This window comes from Pseudomonas sp. WS 5059, assembly GCF_012985525.1.
GTDB lineage: Bacteria > Pseudomonadota > Gammaproteobacteria > Pseudomonadales > Pseudomonadaceae > Aquipseudomonas.
Window position 1 is genome coordinate 393,545 of sequence record NZ_JAAQWO010000005.1, and the last position, 24,464, is coordinate 418,008.

Annotated in this window: 20 protein-coding genes; 14 read left to right on the forward strand and 6 right to left on the reverse strand. The window is 61.4% G+C overall.

Translation table 11 applies throughout. From position 1 onward, the window contains the following. Positions 1–54 precede the first annotated feature (54 nt). Together HBO12_RS17145 and HBO12_RS17150 are read left to right on the forward strand one after the other, a co-directional pair. The gene (locus HBO12_RS17145) at positions 55–1,239 is read left to right on the forward strand and encodes a thiolase family protein (protein WP_169952767.1); all 1,185 of its coding nucleotides are present in this window, start codon (positions 55–57) and stop codon (positions 1,237–1,239) included. A gap of 111 nt (positions 1,240–1,350) precedes the next feature. Continuing rightward, positions 1,351–2,313 carry a DMT family transporter gene (locus HBO12_RS17150; protein WP_170042771.1) on the forward strand — a complete coding sequence of 321 codons (963 nt, stop codon included), beginning with the start codon at positions 1,351–1,353 and terminating at the stop codon, positions 2,311–2,313. A gap of 105 nt (positions 2,314–2,418) precedes the next feature. On the opposite strand, the gene HBO12_RS17155 is transcribed toward HBO12_RS17150, so the two are convergent. Continuing rightward, positions 2,419–3,807 carry a class II fumarate hydratase gene (locus tag HBO12_RS17155; RefSeq protein ID WP_170042772.1) on the reverse strand — a complete coding sequence of 463 codons (1,389 nt, stop codon included), beginning with the start codon at positions 3,805–3,807 and terminating at the stop codon, positions 2,419–2,421. Positions 3,808–4,001: 194 nt separating this feature from the next. On the opposite strand from HBO12_RS17155, the gene HBO12_RS17160 reads away from it, so the two are divergent. From HBO12_RS17160 to HBO12_RS17190, 7 genes are all read left to right on the forward strand, one after another. After that, entirely contained in the window at positions 4,002–4,517 is a 516-nt protein-coding gene (locus HBO12_RS17160) for a DUF2059 domain-containing protein (RefSeq protein ID WP_170042773.1), read from the forward strand. Between the two features lie 3 nt (positions 4,518–4,520). Beyond that, positions 4,521–4,820, forward strand: coding sequence for a BolA family protein (locus tag HBO12_RS17165; protein WP_115127821.1), 300 nt, complete (start codon positions 4,521–4,523; stop codon positions 4,818–4,820). Between the two features lie 118 nt (positions 4,821–4,938). After that, a complete protein-coding gene (gene trhO / locus HBO12_RS17170) occupies positions 4,939–5,880 on the forward strand; it encodes an oxygen-dependent tRNA uridine(34) hydroxylase TrhO (RefSeq protein WP_170042774.1) in 942 nt (313 codons plus the stop codon). A 36-nt stretch (positions 5,881–5,916) separates the two neighbouring features. After that, positions 5,917–6,519 (forward strand): DsbA family protein, encoded by a 603-nt coding sequence (locus tag HBO12_RS17175; RefSeq protein ID WP_169952869.1) that lies wholly within the window; start codon positions 5,917–5,919, stop codon positions 6,517–6,519. Beyond that, positions 6,512–8,317 (forward strand): ATP-binding cassette domain-containing protein, encoded by a 1,806-nt coding sequence (locus HBO12_RS17180; protein WP_170042775.1) that lies wholly within the window; start codon positions 6,512–6,514, stop codon positions 8,315–8,317. The genes HBO12_RS17175 and HBO12_RS17180 overlap by 8 nt, the downstream gene beginning before the upstream one ends. Positions 8,318–8,412: 95 nt before the next feature. Beyond that, positions 8,413–10,875 (forward strand): EAL domain-containing protein, encoded by a 2,463-nt coding sequence (locus tag HBO12_RS17185; protein ID WP_170042776.1) that lies wholly within the window; start codon positions 8,413–8,415, stop codon positions 10,873–10,875. Positions 10,876–10,954: 79 nt separating this feature from the next. Further along, the gene (locus HBO12_RS17190) at positions 10,955–11,713 is read left to right on the forward strand and encodes a TenA family transcriptional regulator (RefSeq protein ID WP_178123756.1); all 759 of its coding nucleotides are present in this window, start codon (positions 10,955–10,957) and stop codon (positions 11,711–11,713) included. A gap of 22 nt (positions 11,714–11,735) precedes the next feature. Here HBO12_RS17190 and HBO12_RS17195 read toward each other — a convergent pair whose 3' ends face one another. The 5 genes from HBO12_RS17195 to HBO12_RS17215 all read right to left on the reverse strand — a co-directional run bounded on the left by HBO12_RS17195 (position 11,736) and on the right by HBO12_RS17215 (position 16,667). Continuing rightward, on the reverse strand, positions 11,736–12,662 hold the full coding sequence (locus HBO12_RS17195; protein ID WP_169952758.1) for a GGDEF domain-containing protein: 927 nt from the start codon (positions 12,660–12,662) through the stop codon (positions 11,736–11,738). A gap of 358 nt (positions 12,663–13,020) precedes the next feature. Further along, complete coding sequence (locus tag HBO12_RS17200) at positions 13,021–13,761, reverse strand: YciK family oxidoreductase (RefSeq protein WP_170042777.1); 741 nt, start codon at positions 13,759–13,761, stop codon at positions 13,021–13,023. Positions 13,762–13,898: 137 nt separating this feature from the next. Beyond that, positions 13,899–14,570, reverse strand: coding sequence for an N-acetylmuramic acid 6-phosphate phosphatase MupP (gene mupP, locus HBO12_RS17205; protein WP_169952756.1), 672 nt, complete (start codon positions 14,568–14,570; stop codon positions 13,899–13,901). 4 nt (positions 14,571–14,574) lie between these two features. Next, positions 14,575–15,273, reverse strand: a complete 699-nt coding sequence (gene ubiG, locus HBO12_RS17210) for a bifunctional 2-polyprenyl-6-hydroxyphenol methylase/3-demethylubiquinol 3-O-methyltransferase UbiG (RefSeq protein WP_003172645.1) — start codon at positions 15,271–15,273, stop codon at positions 14,575–14,577. Positions 15,274–15,335: 62 nt separating this feature from the next. Then, positions 15,336–16,667 carry a TRZ/ATZ family hydrolase gene (locus HBO12_RS17215; protein WP_170042778.1) on the reverse strand — a complete coding sequence of 444 codons (1,332 nt, stop codon included), beginning with the start codon at positions 16,665–16,667 and terminating at the stop codon, positions 15,336–15,338. A gap of 109 nt (positions 16,668–16,776) precedes the next feature. Between HBO12_RS17215 and mtnA the strand changes: the two genes are divergently transcribed. The 5 genes from mtnA (at position 16,777) to hisC (ending at position 24,461) form a co-directional block, all read left to right on the forward strand. Beyond that, a complete protein-coding gene (mtnA, locus tag HBO12_RS17220; protein WP_169952752.1) occupies positions 16,777–17,853 on the forward strand; it encodes an S-methyl-5-thioribose-1-phosphate isomerase in 1,077 nt (358 codons plus the stop codon). A gap of 424 nt (positions 17,854–18,277) precedes the next feature. After that, positions 18,278–20,932, forward strand: a complete 2,655-nt coding sequence (gene gyrA, locus HBO12_RS17225; RefSeq protein ID WP_029298707.1) for a DNA gyrase subunit A — start codon at positions 18,278–18,280, stop codon at positions 20,930–20,932. A 227-nt stretch (positions 20,933–21,159) separates the two neighbouring features. After that, the gene (gene serC, locus HBO12_RS17230; RefSeq protein WP_169952750.1) at positions 21,160–22,245 is read left to right on the forward strand and encodes a 3-phosphoserine/phosphohydroxythreonine transaminase; all 1,086 of its coding nucleotides are present in this window, start codon (positions 21,160–21,162) and stop codon (positions 22,243–22,245) included. After that, entirely contained in the window at positions 22,245–23,339 is a 1,095-nt protein-coding gene (gene pheA / locus HBO12_RS17235; RefSeq protein ID WP_025113086.1) for a prephenate dehydratase, read from the forward strand. Before serC ends, pheA begins: the two co-directional genes overlap by 1 nt. A 9-nt stretch (positions 23,340–23,348) precedes the next feature. Further along, positions 23,349–24,461: a histidinol-phosphate transaminase gene (gene hisC, locus HBO12_RS17240; RefSeq protein WP_169952748.1), complete on the forward strand. Its 1,113-nt coding sequence runs from the start codon at positions 23,349–23,351 to the stop codon at positions 24,459–24,461. Positions 24,462–24,464 lie beyond the last annotated feature (3 nt).

A 24,464-nucleotide genomic window follows, 5' to 3' on the forward strand; every position in this document is an offset into this window, starting at 1 on the left:
GCGCTGGATCTATCCTCGATCTGTCTCCCAACAACGACAAGATTGAGGTAGCCCATGCGTGAAGTAGTGATCGTCGACAGCGTGCGAACCGGCCTGGCCAAGTCCTTTCGCGGCAAGTTCAACCAGACCCGCCCCGATGACATGGCCGCGCATTGCGTCAATGCGCTGCTGAGCCGCAGCGGCATCGACCCGGCCAGTGTCGAGGATTGCATTGTCGGTGCCGGCTCCAACGAAGGCGCCCAGGGCTACAACATCGGTCGTAACGTGGCGGTGCTGTCGCGCCTGGGCACCGGCACCGCCGGCATGACCCTCAACCGTTTCTGCTCCTCGGGGCTACAGGCGATTGCCATTGCGGCCAACCAGATTGCCTCGGGGTGCAGCGACATCATTGTCGCCGGTGGCGTCGAGTCCATCAGCCTGACCATGAAGAGCGTGAATACCGACAACCTGATCAACCCTTTGCTCAAGGAGCAGGTGCCGGGCATCTATTTCCCCATGGGCCAGACTGCCGAGATTGTCGCTCGCCGCTATAACGTCAGCCGCGAGGAGCAGGACCTGTACGCCTTGCAAAGCCAGCAACGCACCGCCCAGGCCCAGGCCGACGGGTTGTTTGACGATGAAATCGTGGCCATGGCGGTCAAGTACAAGGTCGAGGATAAGAACACTGGCCAGGTGCAGATTCTCGATGGCGTGGTCGACCGCGACGACTGCAACCGCCCGGACACCACCCTGGCCAGCCTGAGCGGGCTCAAGCCAGTGTTTGCCGAGGACGGCTCGGTGACAGCGGGAAACTCGTCGCAATTGTCCGATGGCGCATCGATGACCCTGGTGATGAGCCTGGAAAAAGCCCTGGAACTGGGGCTCAAGCCCAAGGCGTTTTTCCGTGGCTTTACCGTTGCCGGTTGTGAGCCGGACGAGATGGGCATCGGCCCGGTGTTCTCGGTGCCCAAATTGCTCAAGGCCCGTGGCCTGCAAGTGGCGGACATCGACCTGTGGGAACTCAACGAGGCGTTTGCTTCGCAGTGCCTGTATGCGCGCAATCGCCTGGAGATCGACAATGCTCGGTACAACGTCAATGGCGGCTCGATCTCCATCGGCCATCCGTTCGGCATGACCGGCTCGCGGCAGGTGGGGCATCTGGTACGGGAGCTGCAACGGCGCAATTTGCGCTATGGCATCGTCACCATGTGCGTCGGCGGCGGGATGGGGGCGACCGGGTTGTTCGAGGCCGTGCGCTGATCTATAAAACACAGCAGATCAAATGTGGTGTGCCTGATAAAAAACTTCGCCAAGGTTTACCCACATCCCCCTAGAATGCGGGTTCCTCTACCTCTGGCTCCTGGGGCACTCATGCACATCTCTTCCGGCCGCTGGGTCTACGGCTTATCCCTGACCCTGCTGACCGCGCTGCTCTGGGGCATTTTGCCGATCAAGCTCAAACAGGTGCTGCAGGTGATGGACCCGATCACCGTGACCTGGTTTCGCCTGATGGTGTCCGGCAGTTGCCTGTTCGTCTACCTGGCCGCGGTCAAGCGCCTGCCCAGCCCGAAAGTCCTGGGCAAGCGCGGTGGCTGGCTGGTGGCGATGGCGGTGTGCGGCCTGGTGGGCAACTACGTGCTCTACCTGGTCGGGCTGAAGATGTTGAGCCCCGGCACGGCGCAGCTGGTGGTGCAGATGGGGCCGATCTTCTTGATGATTGCCAGTGTGTTCCTGTTCAAGGAGCGTTTCAGCCTGGGGCAGGGCGTTGGCTTGCTGGTATTGATCATCGGCTTTGGGCTGTTCTTCAACCAGCGCCTGGCGGAGCTGTTGACGTCCCTGGGCACCTACACCGCCGGAGTGCTGACGATTCTGCTGGCGACCACCATCTGGGTGTTCTACGCCCTGGGCCAGAAGCAGTTGCTGACGGTGTGGAATTCGTTGCAGGTGATGATGGTGATTTACCTGTGTTGCGCGTTTCTCCTGTTGCCGTGGGTGCATCCCATGGAGGCGCTGCAACTGAGCCCCTTGCAAGGCTGGCTGTTGCTGGCGTGCTGCTTCAATACGCTGATTGCCTATGGCGCATTTGCCGAGGCCCTGGCCCATTGGGAGGCGTCGCGGGTCAGTGCGACGTTGGCGATCACACCGCTGGTGACCTTTGTGGCGGTGGCGATTGCGGCGTGGTTGTGGCCCGACTATGTGCATGCCGAGCAGATCAACGGCCTGGGTTATGGCGGTGCGGTGCTGGTGGTGCTGGGATCGGCGTCAGTGGCGTTGGCCCCGTCCTTGATCGCCGGGCTCAAGGCCCGGCGCGCAAGGTTGATACAACCTCTGTAGGAGCCGGCTTGCCGGCGAAAAACCCAAGGGCAACGCGGGGCATCAATCACCCCGCGTTATCGTTGACGTTTTTCGCCGGCAAGCCGGCTCCTACAGGAGAGGGGATCAGTGCCCGGCTTCGAGCATATTCTCCGGGCGTACCCACTGGTCGAACTCGGCCTCGGTGAGGTAGCCCAGCTCCAGCGCGGCTTCGCGCAGTGTCAGCCCTTCGGTATAGGCCTTCTTGGCAATCTGCGCCGACTTGTCATAGCCGATATGCGGGTTCAACGCCGTCACCAGCATCAAGCCACGCTCCAGGTGCGCGGCCATTTGCTCGGCGTCGGGCTCAAGGCCGGCGATGCAATGCTCCTGGAAGTTGCGGCAGCCGTCGGCCAGCAAACGGATCGACTCCAGCAGGTTGTGGATAATCACCGGCTTGTACACGTTCAACTGCAAATGCCCTTGGCTGGCGGCAATGCCGATGGTCACGTCGTTGCCCAGCACCTGGCAGGCCAGCATCGACAGCGCTTCGCACTGGGTCGGGTTGACCTTGCCGGGCATGATCGAGCTGCCCGGCTCATTGGCCGGCAAGCGCACTTCGGCCAGCCCCGCACGTGGGCCCGAGCCCAGCAGGCGCAGGTCGTTGGCGATTTTCATCAAGGCCACGGCCAGGGTCTTCAGGGCGCCAGACAGGGTGGTCAGCGGCTCATGGCCCGACAGTGCGGCGAACTTGTTGGGCGCGGTGACAAACGGCAACCCGGACAACGCGGCGATTTCTGCGGCAATCGCCTCGCCAAAGCCATGGGGTGAGTTCAGGCCGGTGCCGACCGCCGTGCCGCCCTGGGCCAGTTCGTAGACGGCGGGCAGGGCGCTGCGAATGGCGCGCTCGGCATAATCCAGTTGCGCGATAAACGCCGAGACCTCCTGGCCGAAGGTGATGGGCGTGGCATCCATCATATGGGTGCGGCCGGTCTTGACCAGCTTCATATGGCGCGCCGACAACTCCGCCAGCCCGCCGGACAGCTCACGCAGTGCCGGCAGCAATTGCTCGTGCACAGCCTGCACGGTGGCGATGTTCATGGCGGTGGGGAAGCAGTCGTTGGAGCTTTGGGAGCGGTTGACGTGATCGTTGGGGTGCACCGGGCTCTTGCCGCCACGGGCCTTGCCAGACAGCTCGTTGGCGCGGCCGGCGATGACCTCGTTGGCGTTCATGTTGCTCTGGGTGCCACTGCCGGTCTGCCAGACCACCAGCGGGAACTGGTCATCATGCTTGCCGTCGAGCACTTCGTCAGCGGCCTGTTCGATCAGCCGGGCGATGTCGGCGGGCAGGTCGCCGTTGCGGTCGTTGACCCGCGCTGCAGCTTTCTTGATCAGGACCAGGGCGTGGAGTACCGCCAGTGGCATGCGTTGCTCGCCGATGGCGAAATTGACCAGTGAACGCTGGGTCTGTGCGCCCCAGTAAGCGTCATCCGGGACTTGTACTTCGCCCAGGCTGTCGGTTTCGATACGGCTCATCGCAGGGACTCTCCTTGTAGTCGGTTTGCGCAGTTTAGGCCCTGGCGGCACGTTTGGGTTCCATAAAAGCCATTTCATCGGGCAAACCCTCGCAAAACCAGGCCCTACAAGGCGTGGGGTTGAGTGCCGGCGTTTTTTAGGCGCAGAATGGTCGCCCTTGGGGTCTTACCTCGCCTGCTAGAAAAGGAAACTCGATGACTCGTCTTCGTGCCATCTGTACCGCGGTTGCTCTGGTCTGTGCCAGCGGCCAGGTTCTTGCCGATACCGCCAGCCACAACGCCAGTGCCGAAGCCTTCCTGACCCTGGCTCACGCAGACAAGCTGGGCACCCCGGTGTACATGCAAGTGCAACAAATGTTCGCCCAGCGCTTCGAGCAGACCAAGGCGCCTGCCGCCAAGCAAACCGTTCTGGACACCTACCAGGCCAAGGCCAACGCCGCCCTGGACCAGGCCATTGGCTGGAACAAGCTCAAGCCGGACATGGTCAAGCTGTACACCAGCAACTTCAGCGAGGCCGAACTCAAAGACCTGGTTGCCTTCTACAAGTCGCCACTGGGCAAGAAAGTTTTGGAGAAAATGCCGCAACTGACCCAGCAATCGGCCCAACTGACCCAGGCCAAACTGGAAAGCGCGGTACCTGTCGTGAACAAGCTGTTGGAAGACATGACCAACGAGCTGACCCCCAAAGCCGCACCCGCCAAGAAGAAGTAAGCAATGACCATGCAGCAGCGTATCGAATCGGCACTTGCCGCCCTGAGCCCGGAACACCTGAGTGTGCTGGACGAAAGCCATATGCACAGCCGTGGATTGCAGACGCATTTCAAGGCCGTGCTGGTCAGCCAGCAGTTCGAGGGGCTCAACCGGGTCAAGCGCCATCAGAAGGTCTACGCCACGTTGGGTGACCTGATGAGCGAGTTCCATGCGCTGGCGTTGCACACCTACACGCCTGAAGAATGGGCAAAAACCGACGCAGCCCCGGCCTCGCCGACCTGCGCTGGCGGTAGCAAACACTGATATCCGGCTGCTACAAAGGCCTATGTTTTGCTAGAATCCGCAACGCGCCGCTCAGTCGGCGCGTTTTTTTTGCATCCGGTTCACCCTTTACGAGGGTAGCCACCTGGAGAGAACACCCATGACACAACCCATCGTCGTGGCGGCACTGTATAAGTTCGTCACCCTCGAAGATTACGTGGCCCTGCGCGAGCCGCTGTTGCAGGCCATGGTCGACAACGGCATCAAGGGCACCTTGCTGATCGCCGAAGAAGGCATCAACGGTACCGTTTCCGGCAGCCGCGAAGGCATTGATGGCCTGATGGCCTGGCTGAAGAACGACCCACGCATGGTCGATATCGATCACAAAGAGTCGTACTGCGACCAGCAGCCGTTCTACCGCACCAAGGTCAAGCTGAAAAAAGAGATCGTGACCCTGGGCGTCGAAGGCGTCGACCCGAACAAGAAAGTCGGGACCTACGTTGATCCACAAGACTGGAACGCGTTAATCAGCGATCCAGAAGTGCTGTTGATCGATACCCGTAACGACTATGAAGTGTCGATCGGCACCTTTGAAGGCGCAATCGACCCGAAGACTACGAGTTTTCGCGAATTTCCCGACTACATCAAAGCCAACTTCGACCCGGCCCGGCACAAGAAAGTCGCCATGTTCTGCACCGGCGGCATTCGTTGTGAAAAAGCCTCGAGCTATATGCTCAGCGAGGGCTTCGATGAGGTGTATCACCTCAAGGGTGGCATCCTCAAATACCTCGAAGAAGTGCCCCAGGAAGAGACCAAGTGGCAGGGCGACTGCTTTGTTTTCGATAACCGCGTTACCGTGCGCCACGACTTGAGCGAAGGTGACTACGATCAATGTCATGCCTGCCGTACTCCGGTTAGCGTAGAGGACCGCGCATCCGAGCATTACGTGGCCGGCATCAGTTGCCCGCACTGCTGGGATAAGCTGTCCGAGAAGACCCGTCGCAGTGCGATCGACCGTCAGAAGCAGATCGAGCTGGCCAAGGCCCGCAACATGCCGCACCCGATTGGTTACAACTACAAGCAATCATCCACCGAGGCTTGAACCATGTCTGCGCGCCTGCTCTATGTGATGGACCCGATGTGTTCCTGGTGCTGGGGTTTTGCCCCGGTGGCCAAGGCCCTGGTTGAGCAGGCCCAGGCAGCGGGCGTGGAGTTGCACCTGGTGGTGGGCGGCTTGCGCACCGGCAGTGGCGCGGCGCTGGAGCCGGCCACCCGGCGCTATATCCTGGAGCACTGGCAGGCGGTGACTGAAGCCACTGGCCAGCCGTTCCGCCTGGAGGGCGCCTTGCCTGATGGCTTTGTGTATGACACGGAGCCGGCCTGCCGGGCCCTGGTCACCGCGCGCGGCCTGGCGCCGGATTGCGCCTGGACCTTGCTCGGGCTGATCCAGCAGGCGTTTTATGTCGAGGGCCGCGATGTGACCCGCGCCAGTGTGCTGGTGGAACTGGCCGAGACCGCCGGGGTGCCGCGTATCGAGTTTGCCGAGGCCTTTGACCGTGCCGAGCAGCATGCAGCCACGGCCGCCGATTTTACCTGGGTGCAGGATCTGGGCATTGCCGGCTTCCCCACCTTGCTGGCCGAGCGCAATGGCCAGTTGGCCTTGTTGACCAACGGCTACCAGCCGCTGTCCGAGCTCGCACCTTTGCTCGGTCGCTGGCTGGAGCGAGCTGCCTGTGCATGATCAGCCAACGCCACGGGTTGATCGGCTGACCTGGGCAGAAATCCGCCGCCTGGCCCTGCGCCATAAAAAAGCCCTGTGGATCGCCAATGGTGTCGCCGTTCTGGCGACCCTGTGCAGCGTGCCGATTCCCTTGCTCCTGCCTCTGCTGGTGGACGAGGTGCTGCTGGGCAATGGCGATGGCGCGTTGAAAGTGATGAACCATGCGTTGCCAGCAGCCTGGCAGCAGGCCGCCGGCTATATCGGCCTGATGCTGCTGATCACCCTGGTGCTGCGTTGCGCGGCGCTGGTGTTCAACGTGGTCCAGGCGCGCCTGTTTGCCGGGCTGGCCAAGGACATTGTCTATCGCATCCGTGTGCGGTTGATCGAACGGCTCAAGCGTATCTCCCTGAGCGAATACGAAAGCCTGGGCGGCGGCACCGTGACCACGCACCTGGTCACCGACCTGGACACGGTGGACAAGTTTGTCGGTGAAACCTTGAGCCGGTTCCTGGTGGCCACGTTGACCCTGGTCGGCACCTCCGGGATCCTGATGTGGATGCACTGGAAGCTGGCGCTGTTGATCCTGCTGTTCAACCCGTTGGTGATCTATGCCACGGTGCAGTTGGGCAAGCGGGTCAAGCACCTGAAGAAGCTGGAAAACGACAGCACCTCGCGGTTTACCCAGGCGCTGACGGAAACCCTGGATGCGATCCAGGAAGTGCGCGCCGGCAATCGCCAGGGCTTTTTCCTCGGGCGCCTGGGGCAGCGTGCCCAGGAAGTGCGCGACTTTGCCATCAACTCCCAATGGAAAAGCGACGCCTCCAGCCGCGCCAGTGGCCTGCTGTTCCAGTTTGGTATCGACATCTTTCGCGCGGCGGCAATGCTCACCGTGCTGTTTTCCGACCTGTCCATCGGCCAGATGCTCGCGGTGTTCAGCTACCTGTGGTTCATGATCGGCCCGGTGGAGCAACTGCTGAACCTGCAATACGCCTACTACGCTGCCGGTGGCGCGCTGACGCGCATCAACGAACTGCTGGCCCGCGCCGACGAGCCGCAATATGCCGGGGGCGAGGATCCGTTTACCGGGCGCGAAACCGTGGGTATCGAGGTGCGGGGCCTGGACTTTGGCTACGGCGAAGACCTGGTGCTCAACCAACTGAACCTGGCCATCGCTCCCGGCGAGAAGGTGGCGATTGTCGGCGCCAGTGGCGGCGGTAAAAGCACCCTGGTGCAACTGCTGTTGGGGCTCTACACCCCGCAGGCAGGCACGATCCGCTTCGGCGGCGCGACCCAGCAGGCTATTGGCCTGGAAACCATCCGCGAGCATGTCGCGGTGGTGCTGCAGCACCCGGCACTGTTCAACGATACCGTGCGCGCCAACCTGACCATGGGCCGCGAACGCAGCGACCAGGCCTGTTGGCAGGCCCTAGAAATCGCCCAGCTGGAGGCTACGGTCAAAGGGTTGCCCCAGGGCCTGGACAGTATTGTCGGGCGCTCTGGCGTGCGCTTGTCCGGTGGCCAGCGCCAACGCCTGGCGATTGCCCGAATGGTACTGGCCGAGCCAAAGGTGGTGATCCTCGACGAAGCCACCTCGGCCCTGGATGCGGCCACCGAATACAACCTGCACCAGGCGCTGGCGCGGTTTCTCAGTGGGCGTACTACACTGATCATTGCTCACCGTTTGTCGGCGGTGAAGCAGGCTGATAGGGTATTGGTGTTTGACGGTGGACACATTGCCGAAGATGGCGACCACCAGCAACTGATAGCCGATGGCGGCTTGTACGCCAAGCTTTATGGACACTTGCAACAAGTTCGCTGAATCGATCCCGTATCCGATCCTGGAGGGATCGCGTTTGGCCTCGGCTGTGCTGTCAGGAGCAGTTTTTACTCGCCTGTGCTGATGCAAGGGACCTCATGAAGCAGGAGCGAACTCTCGGAACACCAAGGTTGCTGGGCATTGTCTGGCCCTTTATTGCCGTCGTCCTGTTTCAGGCACTGCTGGGCTGCGTCAGCCTCTACATGCTGTCGGCCGTGCGCGGCTATGTGGCGGGCGAGAGCCTGTGGTCCAAGGGCCAGAAAGACGCCATCTACTATCTGACGCTATACGCCGACAACCGCGACCAGGCGACCTTTCTCAAATACCAGAATGCGATTGCGGTGCCCCAGGGCGGGCACGAGTTGCGGGTTGCCCTGGATCGCCCCAGCCCTGACCTCGCGGCGGCGCGCCTGGGGATTCTCAAGGGCGGTAACCATCCAGATGATGTGGCGAGCCTGATCTGGCTCTATCTCAACTTTCGCCATTTCAGCTACCTGGAAAAAGCCATCGAGCTGTGGACCATCGGTGATGGCTACCTGGTGCAACTCGATGACCTGGCGCAGGAGATGCACAGGGGGATCATTGCCAATCAGGTCAGCAGCGCCGATATCCATGCCTGGAAAGAGCGGATTATCGCCATCAACGATGGCGTGACACCGGCGGCCAAGGCCTTCAGCGATGCCCTGGGCGAAGGCTCCAGGATGATTCTGCGCCTGCTGGTGACCACCAACCTGGCCACCGCCCTCGGCCTGATCGCCCTGGCGTTGCTGCGCACCCGCAAGCTCTTGGCCCAGCGGCACGCGTTTGCTGATGCCTTGCAACTGGAGAGGGAGCGGGCGCAGATCACCCTGGAGTCCATTGGCGATGGGGTGATCACCACCGACGTCGACGGGGCGATCGCCTATATGAACCCGGCGGCGGAATCCCTGACCCACTGGAACGCGGCCCAGGCCCAGGGCTTGCCGTTGGCCGCGCTGTTCAATCTGCTGGATGAACACGCCCAGGCCGATGGGTTTACCCTGATCGATCACATTCTTGACGGCCAACTCAGTGGTGGCAGCGAGCACTCCAAGCTGATCCAGCGCCTGGATGGCAGTACCGTGTCCGTGACCCTGGTGGGCGCACCGATCCGCAGTGCTGGCAAGGTCAGCGGGGCGGTGCTGGTGTTGCACGACATGACCCAGGAGCGCCAATACATCGCCAATCTGTCCTGGCAGGCGACCCATGATGCATTGACCGGGCTGGCCAACCGGCGCGAATTTGAGTATCGCCTGGAGCAGGTGCTACACGGCATCGGGCGCCAGCAGTCGGCGCGGCATGCCTTGATGTTCCTCGACCTGGACCAGTTCAAACTGGTCAACGACACCTGTGGCCATGCGGCAGGCGATGAATTGCTGCGGCATATCTGCGCCCTGCTGCAATCGGACCTGCGCGAAGGCGATACCCTGGCCCGCCTGGGCGGTGATGAGTTTGGCATTCTGCTGGAGAACTGCCCGGCGCCGGTGGCCGAGAAAATCGCCGAGAGCCTGCGTCACACCGTGCAAAACCTGCACTTCGTCTGGAAAGGCCGACCGTTTGTCACCACGGTCAGTATCGGCCTGGTGCATATCACCCACACCCCGACCACCCTGGAAACTTCGTTGCGTGCTGCCGATATGGCCTGCTACATGGCCAAGGAGAAGGGACGCAACCGGGTGCAGGTCTATCACGCCGATGACACCGAATTGTCCCTGCGTTTTGGCGAAATGGCCTGGATCCAACGCTTGCACATGGCCCTGGAAGAGGACCGTTTTTGCCTATATGCCCAGGAAATCACCCCCTTGGGCCACACCGAGGCGGGCAACGGGCATATCGAGATTCTGCTGCGCCTGCACGATGAGGCCGGGCGGATGATCTTGCCCGACAGCTTTATCCCGGCCGCCGAGCGTTATGGGTTGATGACCTCCCTGGACCGCTGGGTGGTGGAGAACGTGTTCAAGCTGATTGCCCGCTGCATGGTCGAGCGACCGGGCAGGCCCATGGCGATGTGTGCGATCAACCTGTCGGGCATCACCATCGGCGATGACGACTTCCTGCGCTTTTTGCGGGAAAAGTTCAGCGCCTACGGCATTCCGCCGGGGATGATCTGTTTTGAAATCACTGAAACCAGTGCAATTTCCAACCTGGGCAGCGCGATTCGTTTTATCAATGAGCTCAAGGCCTTGGGTTGTTGCTTCTCCCTGGATGACTTTTGTGCGGGGATGTCCTCATTCGCCTACCTCAAACATTTACCTGTAGACTTCCTGAAGATCGATGGAAGTTTCGTAAAGGATATGCTGGACGACCCGATTAACCGCGCCATGGTCGAAGTGATCAACCACATCGGCCATGTCATGGGTAAGCGCACTATTGCCGAGTTTGTCGAAACGCCGCACATCGAGCAGGCATTGCTCGAGATCGGCGTGGACTACGCTCAGGGCTACCTGATTGAACGCCCGCAATTGTTTACCTTCGATAGTTTGCAGTGTCGACCTGCGCGCCCGCAGCCTCTGTTGTTCAGGGCGCCCGGCACGTTCCGCTGAAACATCTGCTGGTCTGTACACATCACACATCAAAAGGAGCCCGACAGTGATCGACACATTCAGCAGAACCGGCCCGCTTATGGAAGCCTCAAGTTACCCCGCCTGGGCTCAGCAACTGATCCAGGACTGTAGCGAGAGCAAGCGCCGAGTTGTCGAACACGAACTGTACCAGCGCATGCGCGATAACAAGCTCAGTGCCAAGACCATGCGCCATTACCTGATTGGTGGCTGGCCAGTGGTGGAACAGTTCGCGTTGTACATGGCACAAAACCTGACCAAGACCAAGTTTGCCCGTCACCCTGGCGAGGATATGGCGCGACGTTGGTTGATGCGCAATATTCGCGTGGAACTGAACCATGCCGATTATTGGGTGCATTGGGCGCGCGCCCATGGTGTTGGCCTGGAAGAGTTGCAGGCGCAGAACGTACCGCCCGAGTTGCATGCACTGAGTCATTGGTGCTGGCACACCAGTTCGGCCGACTCGTTGATCGTCGCGATTGCCGCCACCAACTACGCCATCGAGGGGGCCACTGGGGAGTGGTCTGCGCTGGTGTGTTCGACGGGCGTGTATGCCGCAGCGTTCCCCGAAGAAGATCGCAAGCGCGCCATGAAGTGGCTGAAGATGCATGCCCAGTACGATGACGCCCACCCGTGGGAAGCACTGGAAATCATCTGCACCCTGGCGGGGATGAACCCGAGCAAGGCGTTGCAAGTGGAGTTGCGCCAGGCCGTGTGCAAGAGCTACGACTACATGTACCTGTTCCTGGAACGCTGCATGCAGTTGGAGAAAACGCCAGTGACCCGCGAGCGCCAGGTATTGGCGACCAGCGAAGCCTGACCCAGGCAGGGCGGGGTAGCGTTTACCCCGCCATTGCCAGGCGGTTGCGGCCTTCGCGCTTGGCCACATACAAGGCATTGTCGGCCCGGCGCAGCAGGCTCTCGGCCGACTCGCCCGCCAGCAAGGTCGCGCAACCCAGGCTCACCGTCAATTCGATACGCGTGGTGTCCGCCCAGTAGTCCTGGGCCTGTGCTGCCTGGCGCAGGCGTTCGCCCACCATGGCCGCGGCATCGCGCCCGGTGTTGGACAGCAGGATCAGGAACTCTTCCCCGCCAAACCGAAACACCATGTCCACATTGCGCAACTGGCCCTTGATCGAGGCTGCCACGGCCTTGAGCACCTTGTCGCCGGTGGCGTGGCCGTGGCTGTCGTTGATGCGCTTGAAGTGATCGATATCGAGCATCAGCAAGGACAGCGGATGCAGGTGCCGCTTGGCCATCTCGATCTCCCGGCCCAGGGTCTGGTCCATGGCGATGCGGTTGCCGGTCTCGGTCAGCGGGTCACGCAGGGCGCTGCGGGTCGCGGTGCGATACAGCAGGGCGTTGCGCATCGGGTAGAGCAGGCTGGCCAGCAGCGACTCCAGGTTGCCCTGTTCTTCTTCGCTGAAACGCTGGTTGCGGCGAAACACCAGCTCTCCCAGATGCTCGCCCTGGTGGCTGAGGCTATAGCTCACGGAGTGATGGCCGCGCTGGCCATATTCCAGGCGCAGGTCGCTGGCTTCATGGCGGTATTGCAGGGCGTCCAGGGGCACCAGGCGCTGCACTTCGCGAAAGAACAGGCCAAGGATCCGCTCGGCTTCCAGGCTGGTCTGCAATTGCAGGTTCAGCTGCTGGCGCAGTTGCGCGAGGCTGATGGGGCGCCGTGCGATAAGGGAAGGCTGGCCAAAGCCCAGGCGTTGCAATTTGGCACTATCGAAGTCAATTGCGTTGGTCTGGGTCGGTGTTTTCATAAACGGGCAGGCCTCTAAGCACAGAATGCTGTCTTACAGGCTCGATGGGAGCGGCCACTGGCGGGCGTCTTACTGTTCCTTCAGTTCCGTAAAACTTAGGTAACAGTCTAGTCCGCTTTGCCGGGGGTTATAACCCCTGATCCCATGCCGCACGTCTTGATGTCGCGCTGCCTGCTTAAGCATATTGGAGCGAAAACCGTGCCAGTTAGTGCAATTAGTTTTTAGTGCTTATAAAACAAGGGGATGGGATTTATTGAGGAAAGGGAGCGGTGGGAATTTGGCGCAGGCCCATTGAGCCCGACACTGCGCCATCGCGGGCAAGCCCGCTCCCACAATGGCGTGGTGTCATGTCCGAAGATTATTGCGCGTCGAACGCCTGCCCAGTGATCCCCGAGCTATCCGGGCCCATCAGGTACAGGTACACCGGCATGATCTCTTCCGGCAGCGGGTTGTTGGCCGGGTTTTCCCCTGGATAGGCCTGGGCGCGCATGCTGGTGCGGGTGGCGCCGGGGTTGATGCTGTTGGCACGTACTGCCGCGACGGTGTCGAGTTCGTCGGCCAGGGTTTGCATCAGGCCTTCGGTGGCAAATTTCGACACACCATAGGCGCCCCAGTAGGCCCGGCCCTTGCGCCCGACGCTGCTGGAGGTGAACACCACCGAAGCGTCCTGGGACAGCTTGAGCAGCGGCAGCAGGGTGGCGGTCAGCATAAACATGGCGTTGACGTTGATATGCATGACCCGCATGAAATTCTCGCCCGACAGCTGTTCGATCGGGGTGCGTGGGCCGATGATCGAGGCGTTGTGCAGCAGCCCGTCGAGATGACCGAATTCTTTTTCAATCATTGCCGCCAGCTCATCGTATTGATGGGGCAGGGCGGTTTCCAGGTTGAACGGGATCACCACCGGTTGCGGGTGACCGGCGGCTTCGATTTCATCGTAGACCTGGGCCAGGTTGGCTTCGGTCTTGCCCAGCAACAGTACGGTGGCACCGTGGGCGGCATAGGTCTTGGCCGCCGCTGCACCAATCCCGCGACCGGCACCGGTGACCAGGATGACGCGGTCCTTGAGCAATTCTGGGCGTGCGGAGTAATCAAACATAATCGACCTCAACAAAAATTCAGTCTGAATGTGGGGCGGGCTTGCTCGCGATAGCACAGTGTCAGTCAATAAATCGGCAACTGATTCACTGCTATCGCTGGCAAGCCACCTCCCACATTGATCTCAGTGTTTCAGTGTCAGCAGCTGCAGAGTGCGCTATCGAGCACCTTGCGCAGTTCCAGCGGGTGATCGACCACGACGTCGGCGCCCCAGTTGCGGGCGTTGTCGTCAGGGTGGATGTAGCCGTAGGTGACGGCCGCAGTACGGGTGCCGGCGTCGCGGCCCGACTCGATATCCCGCAGGTCGTCGCCCACGAACAGTACGCTGGCCGGGTCCAGGTCAAGCATCTTGCAGGCCAGGATCAGCGGCTCCGGGTCGGGCTTGCTGTTCTTTACGTGGTCCGGGCATATCAGCAGCGCCGAGCGCTGGGCCAGGCCCAGTTGTTCCATGATCGGCTCGGCAAAGCGCAGGGGCTTGTTGGTGACTACGCCCCAGATCAGCTTGGAACGCTCGATGTCTTCCAGCAGTTCGGCCATGCCATCAAACAACTTGCTGTGGATTGCGCAGCCCTTGACGTAGCGTTCGAGGAACTCCAGGCGCAGCTCTTCAAAGCCTGGGGACTGCGGGTCCATGGAAAACGTCACGGCGACCATGGCCCGGGCACCGCCGGAAATTTCATCGCGGATATGCTGGTCGTTGATCGGCGCAAGCCCGCGCTCGGTGCGCATGGCCTGGCAGATGGCGATAAAGTCCGGCGCGGTATCGAGCAGCGTACCGTCCATGTCGAAAAGAACCGCTTTCAACTTCACAGGCTTATTCCTCTCGCAGGGTCTGGATCATGTAATTGACGTCGACGTCGCTGGCCAGCTTGTAGTGCTTGGTCAGTGGGTTGTAGGTCAGGCCGATGATGTCCTTGACGGTCAGCCCGGCCTGGCGGCTCCAGGCGCCCAGTTCGGAAGGGCGGATGAACTTCTTGAAGTCATGGGTGCCGCGTGGCAGCAGCTTCATGATGTATTCGGCGCCGATGATCGCGAACAGGTAGGCCTTGGGGTTGCGGTTGATGGTGGAGAAGAACACTTGGCCGCCGGGCTTGACCATGCGGAAGCAGGCGCGGATCACCGACGATGGGTCGGGCACGTGCTCCAGCATCTCCAGGCAGGTCACTACGTCAAACTGCTCGGGCATTTCCTCGGCCAGGGCTTCGGCGGTGATCTGCCGGTACTCCACGCTCACGCCCGACTCCAACTGATGCAGCTGGGCCACGGCCAGGGGCGCTTCGCCCATGTCGATGCCCATCACCGTGGCGCCGCGCTGGGCCATGGCCTCGCTGAGAATGCCGCCACCGCAGCCCACGTCGAGGACCTTCTTGCCGGCCAGGTTGACGCGCTCGTCGATCCAGTTGACCCGCAGCGGGTTGATGTCGTGCAGCGGCTTGAACTCGCTTTCGCGGTCCCACCAACGGTGAGCCAGGGCTTCGAATTTGGCGATTTCGGCGTGGTCGACGTTACTCATGGGTAGTCCTCTAAATCCGATAAAACGGTGTGCCTGGCCCGGAAGGCTGATCCGGGGCGGCGTTATTCTGGGTGTCCGCTGATGCGCCGGCCCCAGGCAGCGGCCGTGGCGCTCAGTTGCTGTTCATCCATGCGGGTCAGTTGCCGGTCGTCGAGCAGTTGCTTGCCGCCGACCCAAAGGTGTTTCACACAATCGCGGCCGGTGGCATATATAAGCTGCGAGACCGGATCGTAGATCGGTTGCTGGGCCAGGCCAGAAAGGTCGAAGGCTACGATATCCGCGGCCTTGCCCACTTCCAGCGAGCCGATTTCTGTTTCCAGGCCCATGGCCCGTGCACCGTTGAGGGTGGCCATGCGCAGCGCGCGATGGGCATCCAGGGCGCTGGCCGAGCCAGCAACGGCCTTGGCCAGCAGCGCGGCGGTGCGGGTTTCACCCAGCAGGTCGAGGTCATTGTTGCTTGCCGCGCCGTCGGTGCCTACTGCCACATTGACGCCGGCCTGCCACAGACGTTCCACCGGGCAGAAGCCACTGGCCAGTTTCAGGTTGGATTCCGGGCAGTGGATCACGCTGCTGTTGCTTTCTACCAGCAACGCCAGGTCGTCTTCGCTGATTTGGGTCATATGAACGGCCTGCAGCCGTGGGCCGAGCAAGCCCAGGCGTGCGAGGCGGGCCAGGGGCCGTTCGCCATACTGCTCGATGGACTGCTGCACTTCAAAGGCCGTCTCGTGGACATGCATATGAATGGCGGCGTCCAGCTCCTCGGCGATCACCCGGACTTTTTCCAGGTTCGCATCGCTGACGGTATAGGGCGCATGGGGGCCAAAGGCGATTTTGATCCGTGGGTGATGCTTGAGGTCGCCAAACAACTCCACGCCCTGGCGGATCGCCTCATCGGCGGTGGCGGCGCCGGGGATCGGGAAGTCGAGGATCGGCATCGCAATCTGCGCGCGCATACCGCTGTTGTGCACGCGTTCGCTGGCGACCTTGGGGAAGAAGTACATGTCTGAGAAGCAACTGATGCCGCCCTTGATCTGCTCGGCGATCGCCAGATCAGTGCCGTCGCGCACGAAGGCTTCATCGACCCACTTGGCTTCGGCCGGCCAGATATGGTGTTGCAGCCAGGTCATCAGCGGCAGGTCGTCGGCCAGGCCGCGAAACAGACTCATCGCCGCATGGCCGTGGGCATTCACCAGGCCCGGGCTGAGCAGCACCCCCGGCAGCTCGCGTACTTCGTGGGCTGCCAGCTTCAGCGCCTGGGCGCGCGGGCCGATAAATGCGATGCGGCCATCGCGAATGCCCAGGCCATGTGCCTTGAGCACCACGCCCGCAGGCTCGACCGGTACCAGCCAGCTTGGCAGCAGCAGTAAGTCGAGCGGGGCGGCAGGTGGCGTCATAGCGGGCATCGTCCGGGGCGGTCATATAAAGAGGGCGAAGTATACCCGAGCGTCCTGGCTGGCGGATCGCTATAATCCGCGGCTTTTGTTGATGAGTACGGGGTGAGGGATGCGCGATCGACTGTTGGCGGCGGAGAAAGTGAGGGCCATCGATTGGCGTGATGGCGCACTGCACCTGCTCGATCAGCGTGCGCTGCCGTCCCGGGAAAGCTGGGTCATATGCTCGTCGGTCGACGAAGTGGCCGCAGCCATTCGCATGATGGTGGTGCGCGGCGCGCCGGCCATTGGCATCAGCGCGGCCTACGGCCTGGTGCTGGCTGCCCGTGCACGGATTGCCGAGGGCGGTGACTGGCAGGCTGCATGGGAGGAGGACTACGCGCTGCTGGCCGAATCCCGGCCCACAGCGTCAAACCTGTTCTGGGCCCTCAAGCGCATGCGCGATCGCCTCGACCGCCTCAAGAAGCACGCCGACCCGTTGGCGGTGCTGGAGGCCGAAGCTATCGCGATCCATGAAAGCGACCGTGAAGCCAACCTGACCATGGCGCAATTGGGCGTCGAATTGATCCGCAAACACCAGGGCAATGCCCAGGCCATCCTCACCCACGGCAATGCCGGGGCCTTGGCTAGCGGTGGCGTGGGCACGGCGCTGGGGGTGATCCGCGCGGCGTTTCTGGAAGGAATGGTCGAGCAAGTCTATGCCAACGAAACCCGCCCCTGGCTGCAAGGCTCGCGGCTGACTGCCTGGGAGCTGGCGAGCGAGGGCATCCCGGTTACGGTGAATGCCGACTCGGCCGGCGCGCATATCCTCAAGACCAAAGGCGTGACCTGGGTAATTGTTGGCGCCGACTGCATTGCGGCCAATGGCGATGTGATCAGCAAGATCGGCACTTACCAACTGGCGGTAAGCGCCATGCACCATGGTGTGCGCTTCATGGTAGTGGCCCCCAGCTCTACGCTGGACCTGATGATGGCCACTGGCGATGACGTTGCCCTGGAAGAGCGGGATGCCGGCGAGCTGCTGGAGGTCGCCGGGCAGCGGTTTGCTGCCGATGTCGCAGCCTTTAACCCGGTGTTTGACGTCACGCCGGCGGACCTGATCGACGTGATCGTCACCGAAAAAGGCATTGTCGAGCGGCCGGACGCGGCCAAGCTGGCCCAGTTGATGTGTCGCAAGCGTCTGCATTAAGGGCTGTAATATCTGGCAGATTGCAATCTCGGGCACGCGTGGTTCCACACGTTGAATGCATTTGCAAATCAACTGTGGGAGTGGGCTTGCCCGCGATGGGCTTCGAAAGCCAACAAAACCCTCGGTTCCATAGGCAAATCCAAGCCTAGATTCAGCTCTGAGCCCCTCTCGTCGCCCTCAAGCCTGTCATCGGTCAACTTACTACGCTCCATGCGCATCTGGGGGATAGGTGCGTGGCGGCGATTGTGATACCATTCGGCGGTTTCCAGGGTCACCCCAAGGGGCGGCCCTTAATGCGCAGATCCGTGTCATAACTCGTTGATTTGTCGTAAGTCGTTGCCAGGCATCATGTCGGCGGCGGCGAGCTTCGTTCGTCCCAAATGGATGTGACGAGGTTTCACCCGAAAAAGGAATCAGGCTTCTCATGGGCGAACTGGCCAAAGAAATCCTCCCGGTCAATATCGAAGACGAGCTGAAACAGTCCTACCTCGACTACGCGATGAGCGTAATTGTCGGGCGGGCACTGCCTGATGCGCGCGATGGCTTGAAGCCCGTGCACCGGCGTGTGCTGTTCGCGATGAGCGAGCTGGGTAACGACTGGAACAAGCCGTACAAGAAATCTGCCCGTGTTGTCGGTGACGTGATCGGTAAGTATCACCCTCACGGCGACACTGCGGTGTACGACACCATCGTTCGGATGGCCCAGCCGTTTTCCCTGCGCTACCTGCTGGTAGACGGCCAGGGCAACTTCGGTTCGGTGGACGGCGACAACGCGGCGGCCATGCGATACACCGAAGTGCGCATGACCAAGCTGGCACACGAGCTGCTGGCCGACCTGCACAAGGAAACCGTGGACTGGGTGCCGAACTACGACGGCACCGAAATGATCCCGGCGGTCATGCCGACCCGTATTCCCAACCTGTTGGTCAACGGCTCCAGCGGTATCGCCGTGGGCATGGCCACCAACATCCCGCCACACAACCTCGGTGAAGTCATCGACGGTTGCCTGGCCCTCATCGACAACCCTGAGCTGACCGTCGATGAGCTGATGCAGTACATCCCCGGCCCGGACTTCCCGACCGCCGCGATCATCAATGGTCGTGCCGGCATCATCGAAGCCTATCGCACCGGTCGTGGCCGCATCTACATGCGCGCGCGCTCGATGATCGAAGACATCGACAAGGTCGGTGGCCGCCAGCAGATCGTCATCACCGAACTGCCTTACCAGCTGAACAAGGCGCGTCTGATCGAGAAGATCGCCGAGCTGGTTAAAGAGAAGAAACTCGAAGGTATTACCGAGCTGCGCGACGAGTCGGACAAAGACGGTATGCGCGTGGTGATCGAGCTGCGTCGTGGCGAAGTGCCTGAGGTGATCCTCAACAACCTCTACGCCCAGACCCAGCTGCAAAGCGTGTTTGGTATCAACGTCGTGGCCTTGATCGACGGTCGCCCGCGCATCCTGAACCTCAAGGATCTGCTGGAAGCCTTCGTCCGTCACCGTCGCGAAGTGGTGACCCGCCGTACCGTGTTCGAGCTGCGCAAGGCCCGTGAACGTGGGCACATCCTGGAAGGCCAGGCGGTTGCGCTGTCGAACATCGACCCGGTCATCGCCCTGATCAAGGCCTCGCCGACCCCGTCGGAAGCCAAGGAAGCACTGATCAAGATGCCGTGGGAATCCAGCGCCGTCGTGGCGATGGTTGAACGTGCCGGTGCCGATTCGTGCCGTCCGGAGACCCTGGATCCGCAATACGGCCTGCGCGATGGCAAGTACTTCCTGTCGCCGGAACAGGCCCAGGCCATCCTGGAACTGCGCCTGCACCGCCTGACCGGTCTGGAGCACGAGAAGCTGCTGGCCGAGTACCAGGAGATCCTCAACCAGATCGGCGAGCTGATCCGCATCCTCAATAGCGCCGTGCGCCTGATGGAAGTGATCCGCGAAGAACTGGAAGTGATCCGCGCCGAATACGGCGACGTGCGCCGCACCGAAATTCTCGATGCACGCCTGGACCTGACCCTGGGTGACATGATCCCGGAAGAAGAGCGCGTGGTGACCATTTCCCACGGCGGCTACGCCAAGACCCAGCCTTTGGCTGCGTACCAGGCCCAGCGTCGTGGTGGTAAAGGCAAGTCGGCGACTGGCGTCAAGGATGAGGACTACATCGCTCACCTGCTGGTAGCCAACAGCCACACCACGCTGCTGCTGTTCTCCAGCAAAGGCAAGGTGTACTGGCTCAAGACCTACGAGATCCCGGAAGCGTCCCGCGCTGCCCGTGGTCGTCCGCTGGTCAACCTGTTGCCGCTGGACACCGACGAATACATCACCACCATGCTGCCGGTCGAGGAATACACCGAGGGTCACTTCATCTTCATGGCCACCGCCAAAGGCACCGTGAAGAAGACCCCGCTGGAATCCTTCAGCCGCCAGCGCAGCGTGGGCCTGATCGCCCTGGAGCTGGACGAGGGCGACGTACTGATTTCCGCCGCCATTACCGATGGCGAGCGCGAAGTCATGCTGTTCTCCGACGGTGGCAAGGTGACGCGCTTCAAGGAATCCGACGTACGTGCCATGGGTCGTACCGCCCGTGGTGTGCGCGGCATGCGCCTGCCGGAAGGGCAGAAGCTGATTTCCATGCTGATCCCGGAAGAAGGCAGCCAGATCCTTACCGCTTCGGCTCGTGGTTATGGCAAGCGCACCGCCATCAGCGAGTTTCCCGAGTACAAGCGTGGCGGCCAGGGCGTTATCGCCATGGTCAGCAACGATCGCAACGGCCGTCTGGTCGGCGCGGTGCAGGTGCTGGATGGCGAGGAAATCATGCTGATTTCCGACCAGGGCACCCTGGTGCGTACCCGGGTTGATGAAGTGTCGAGCCTGGGCCGTAACACCCAGGGCGTGACCTTGATCAAGCTGGCCAGCGACGAGACCCTGGTGGGTCTGGAGCGTGTCCAGGAGCCATCGGAAGTCGAAGGCGAGGAGCTGGAAGGCGAGGAGTTTGATGGCGAGGTGATCGCAGCCGGCGATGACAGCGTCGACGAGCCAACCCTCGATGCTGCCGCAGACGAGGAAGAACCGCAGGAATAAGCGGACAACCAAGGGGGCGGATGAAGATTCGCCCCCTTGTTATTTGTCCCTTTTGAAAATTTGCGATACTGCGCATTCCCCTGTGGGAGCGGGCTTGCTCGCGAAGGCGGCGTGTCAGTCAACACATGTGCTGGCTGAGACTCCGCCTTCGCGAGCAAGCCCGCTCCCACATGGGGTTATATGTCGAACACGAATTATGTGACCACCAGATCAGAGCGAGATTGGATGTGAGCAAGAGAGCCTATAACTTCTGTGCTGGTCCCGCGGCACTTCCTGAAGCAGTCCTGCAGCGCGCGCAGGGTGAACTCCTCGACTGGCATGGCAAAGGCCTCTCGGTCATGGAAATGAGCCATCGCAGCGATGAGTTTGTGTCCATTGCCACCAAGGCCGAGCAGGATCTGCGTGACCTGCTGGATATCCCGTCGGACTACAAGGTGTTGTTCCTGCAAGGTGGCGCCAGCCAGCAATTTGCCCAATTGCCGCTGAACCTGCTGCCGGAAGACGGCACTGCCGACTATATCGATACCGGTATCTGGTCGCAAAAAGCCATTGAAGAAGCCTCGCGCTACGGCAATATCAATGTGGCCGGTACTGCCAAGCCCTACGATTATTTCGCTATCCCGGGTCAGAACGAGTGGAAGCTATCCAAGGACGCGTCCTACGTTCACTACGTGCAGAACGAAACCATCGGCGGCCTGGAGTTCGACTGGGTGCCTGAAGTCGGTGACGTCCCGTTGGTGTGCGACATGTCCTCGGACATTCTCTCGCGCCCGATGGATGTGTCGCGCTACGGCATGATCTACGCCGGCGCACAGAAGAACATTGGCCCCAGCGGCATCCTGGTCAATATCATTCGTGAAGACCTGCTCGGCCGTGCCCGTTCGGTGTGCCCGACCATGCTCAACTACAAAGTCGCGGCCGACAACGGCTCGATGTACAACACCCCGCCAGCCTTTGCCTGGTACCTGTCGGGCCTGGTGTTCGAGTGGCTCAAAGAGCAGGGCGGCGTGGCCGCCATGGGCAAGCTCAACGAAGAGAAGAAGCGCACCCTGTACGACTTCATCGACGCCAGCGGCCTGTACAGCAACCCGATCAACCTGAGCGACCGCTCGTGGATGAACGTGCCTTTCCGCCTGGCCGATGACCGCCTGGACAAGCCATTTCTGGCCGGCGCCGACGAGCGTGGCCTGCTGAACCTCAAGGGCCATCGTTCGGTAGGCGGCATGCGCGCCTCGATCTACAACGCAGTCGACATCAATGCCATCAAGGCGCTGGTAGCCTACATGGCAGAGTTCGAGAAGGAACACGGCTAATGTCTGAGCAAGAACTCAAGGCCCTGCGTGTGCGCATTGACGCCCTGGACACCAAAGTCCTGGAGCTGATCAGTGAGCGTGCGCGGTGTGCCCAGGAAGTGGCGCGGGTCAAGATGGCCTCCCTGGCTGAAGGTGAAGTGCCGGTGTTCTACCGTCCGGAGCGCGAAGCCCAGGTGCTCAAACGGGTGATGGAGCGTAACCAGGGGCCGCTGGGCAATGAAGAGATGGCGCGGTTGTTCCGCGAGATCATGTCTTCGTGCCTGGCCCTTGAGCAGCCATTGAAAGTGGCTTACCTCGGCCCCGAGGGGACCTTCACCCAGGCGGCGGCGATGAAGCATTTCGGCCATGCGGTGATCAGCAAGCCGATGGCAGCCATCGACGAAGTGTTCCGCGAAGTGGCGGCCGGTGCGGTGAATTTTGGCGTGGTGCCGGTGGAAAACTCCACCGAAGGCGCGGTCAATCACACCCTCGACAGCTTCCTTGAGCACGACATGGTGATCTGTGGCGAAGTCGAGCTGCGCATCCACCACCACTTGCTGGTGGGTGAAAACACCAAGACCGACAGCATCAGCCGCATTTACTCCCACGCCCAGTCCCTGGCCCAGTGCCGCAAGTGGCTGGATGCCCATTACCCGAATGTCGAGCGTGTGGCGGTGTCCAGCAACGCCGAAGCGGCCAAGCGGGTCAAGGGTGAGTGGAATTCGGCGGCGATTGCCGGGGATATGGCTGCGGGCCTGTACGGCCTGACGCGCCTGGCCGAGAAAATCGAGGATCGCCCGGATAACTCCACGCGCTTTTTGATGATCGGCAACCAGGAAGTACCGCCGACCGGCGACGACAAGACCTCGATCATTGTCTCCATGAGCAACAAGCCGGGTGCGCTGCATGAACTGCTGGTGCCGTTCCACGACAACGGGATAGACCTGACACGCATCGAGACGCGTCCTTCGCGCAGCGGTAAATGGACCTATGTGTTCTTTATCGACTTCGTCGGTCACCACCGTGATCCGCTGGTCAAGAGTGTGCTGGAGAAAATCAGTCAGGAAGCCGTGGCACTCAAGGTGCTGGGCTCCTACCCGAAAGCGGTTTTGTGAGGCTTTGACATGAGTGGCAACTTCCTCGCCCTGGCACAGCCGGGCGTGCAACAACTGTCGCCTTACGTTCCAGGCAAGCCTGTGGACGAGTTGGCGCGCGAGTTGAATCTGGATCCGGCGAAGATCGTCAAGCTGGCGAGCAATGAAAACCCCCTGGGCCCAAGTCCCAAGGTGCTGGCGGCGATCCGTGAAGAGTTGGCGGAGCTGACCCGTTACCCCGACGGCAACGGCTTTGCCCTCAAGTCCCTGTTGGCCGAGCGCTGCCGGGTCGAGTTGAGCCAGGTCACTCTGGGCAATGGTTCCAACGACATCCTGGAGCTGGTGGCGCGTGCCTACCTGGCGCCTGGCCTGAATGCGGTGTTCAGTGAGCACGCATTTGCGGTGTATCCGATTGTCACCCAGGCCGTCGGTGCCGAGGCGCGGGTGATTGCGGCCAGGGACTGGGGGCATGATCTGCCGGCCATGCTCGCAGCCATCGATGCCCAGACCCGCGTGGTGTTTATCGCCAACCCGAACAACCCGACCGGTACCTGGTTCGGTGCCGATGCGCTGAACGAGTTCCTGCAGGATGTGCCTGGGCACGTGCTGGTGGTGCTGGACGAGGCCTACATCGAATACGCCGAAGGTGGCGACTTGCCCGACGGCCTGGATTTCCTCGCGGCCTATCCGAACCTGCTGGTATCGCGCACTTTCTCCAAGGCCTATGGCCTGGCGTCGCTGCGGGTCGGCTACGGGTTATCCACAGCCGTCGTCGCGGATGTGCTGAACCGCGTGCGCCAGCCGTTCAACGTCAACAGCCTGGCATTGGCGGCGGCTTGTGCGGCGCTCAAGGATGCCGAGTACCTGGAAGAAGGGCGACGGATCAACGAGAGCGGCATGCAGCAGCTGCAGCAAGGCTTCCGCGAACTGGGCCTGGGCTGGATTGCGTCCAAGGGCAACTTTATTTGCGTGGATCTCGCCCAAGAGGCCGCCCCGGTCTTCCAGGGTTTGCTGCGCGAAGGCGTGATCGTGCGTCCGGTGGCCAATTACGGCATGCCGAACCACTTGCGCATCACCATCGGTTTGCCGGCTGAAAACAGTCGCTTCCTTGAGGCGCTGGCCAAGGTTCTGGCCCGTGGTTGATGT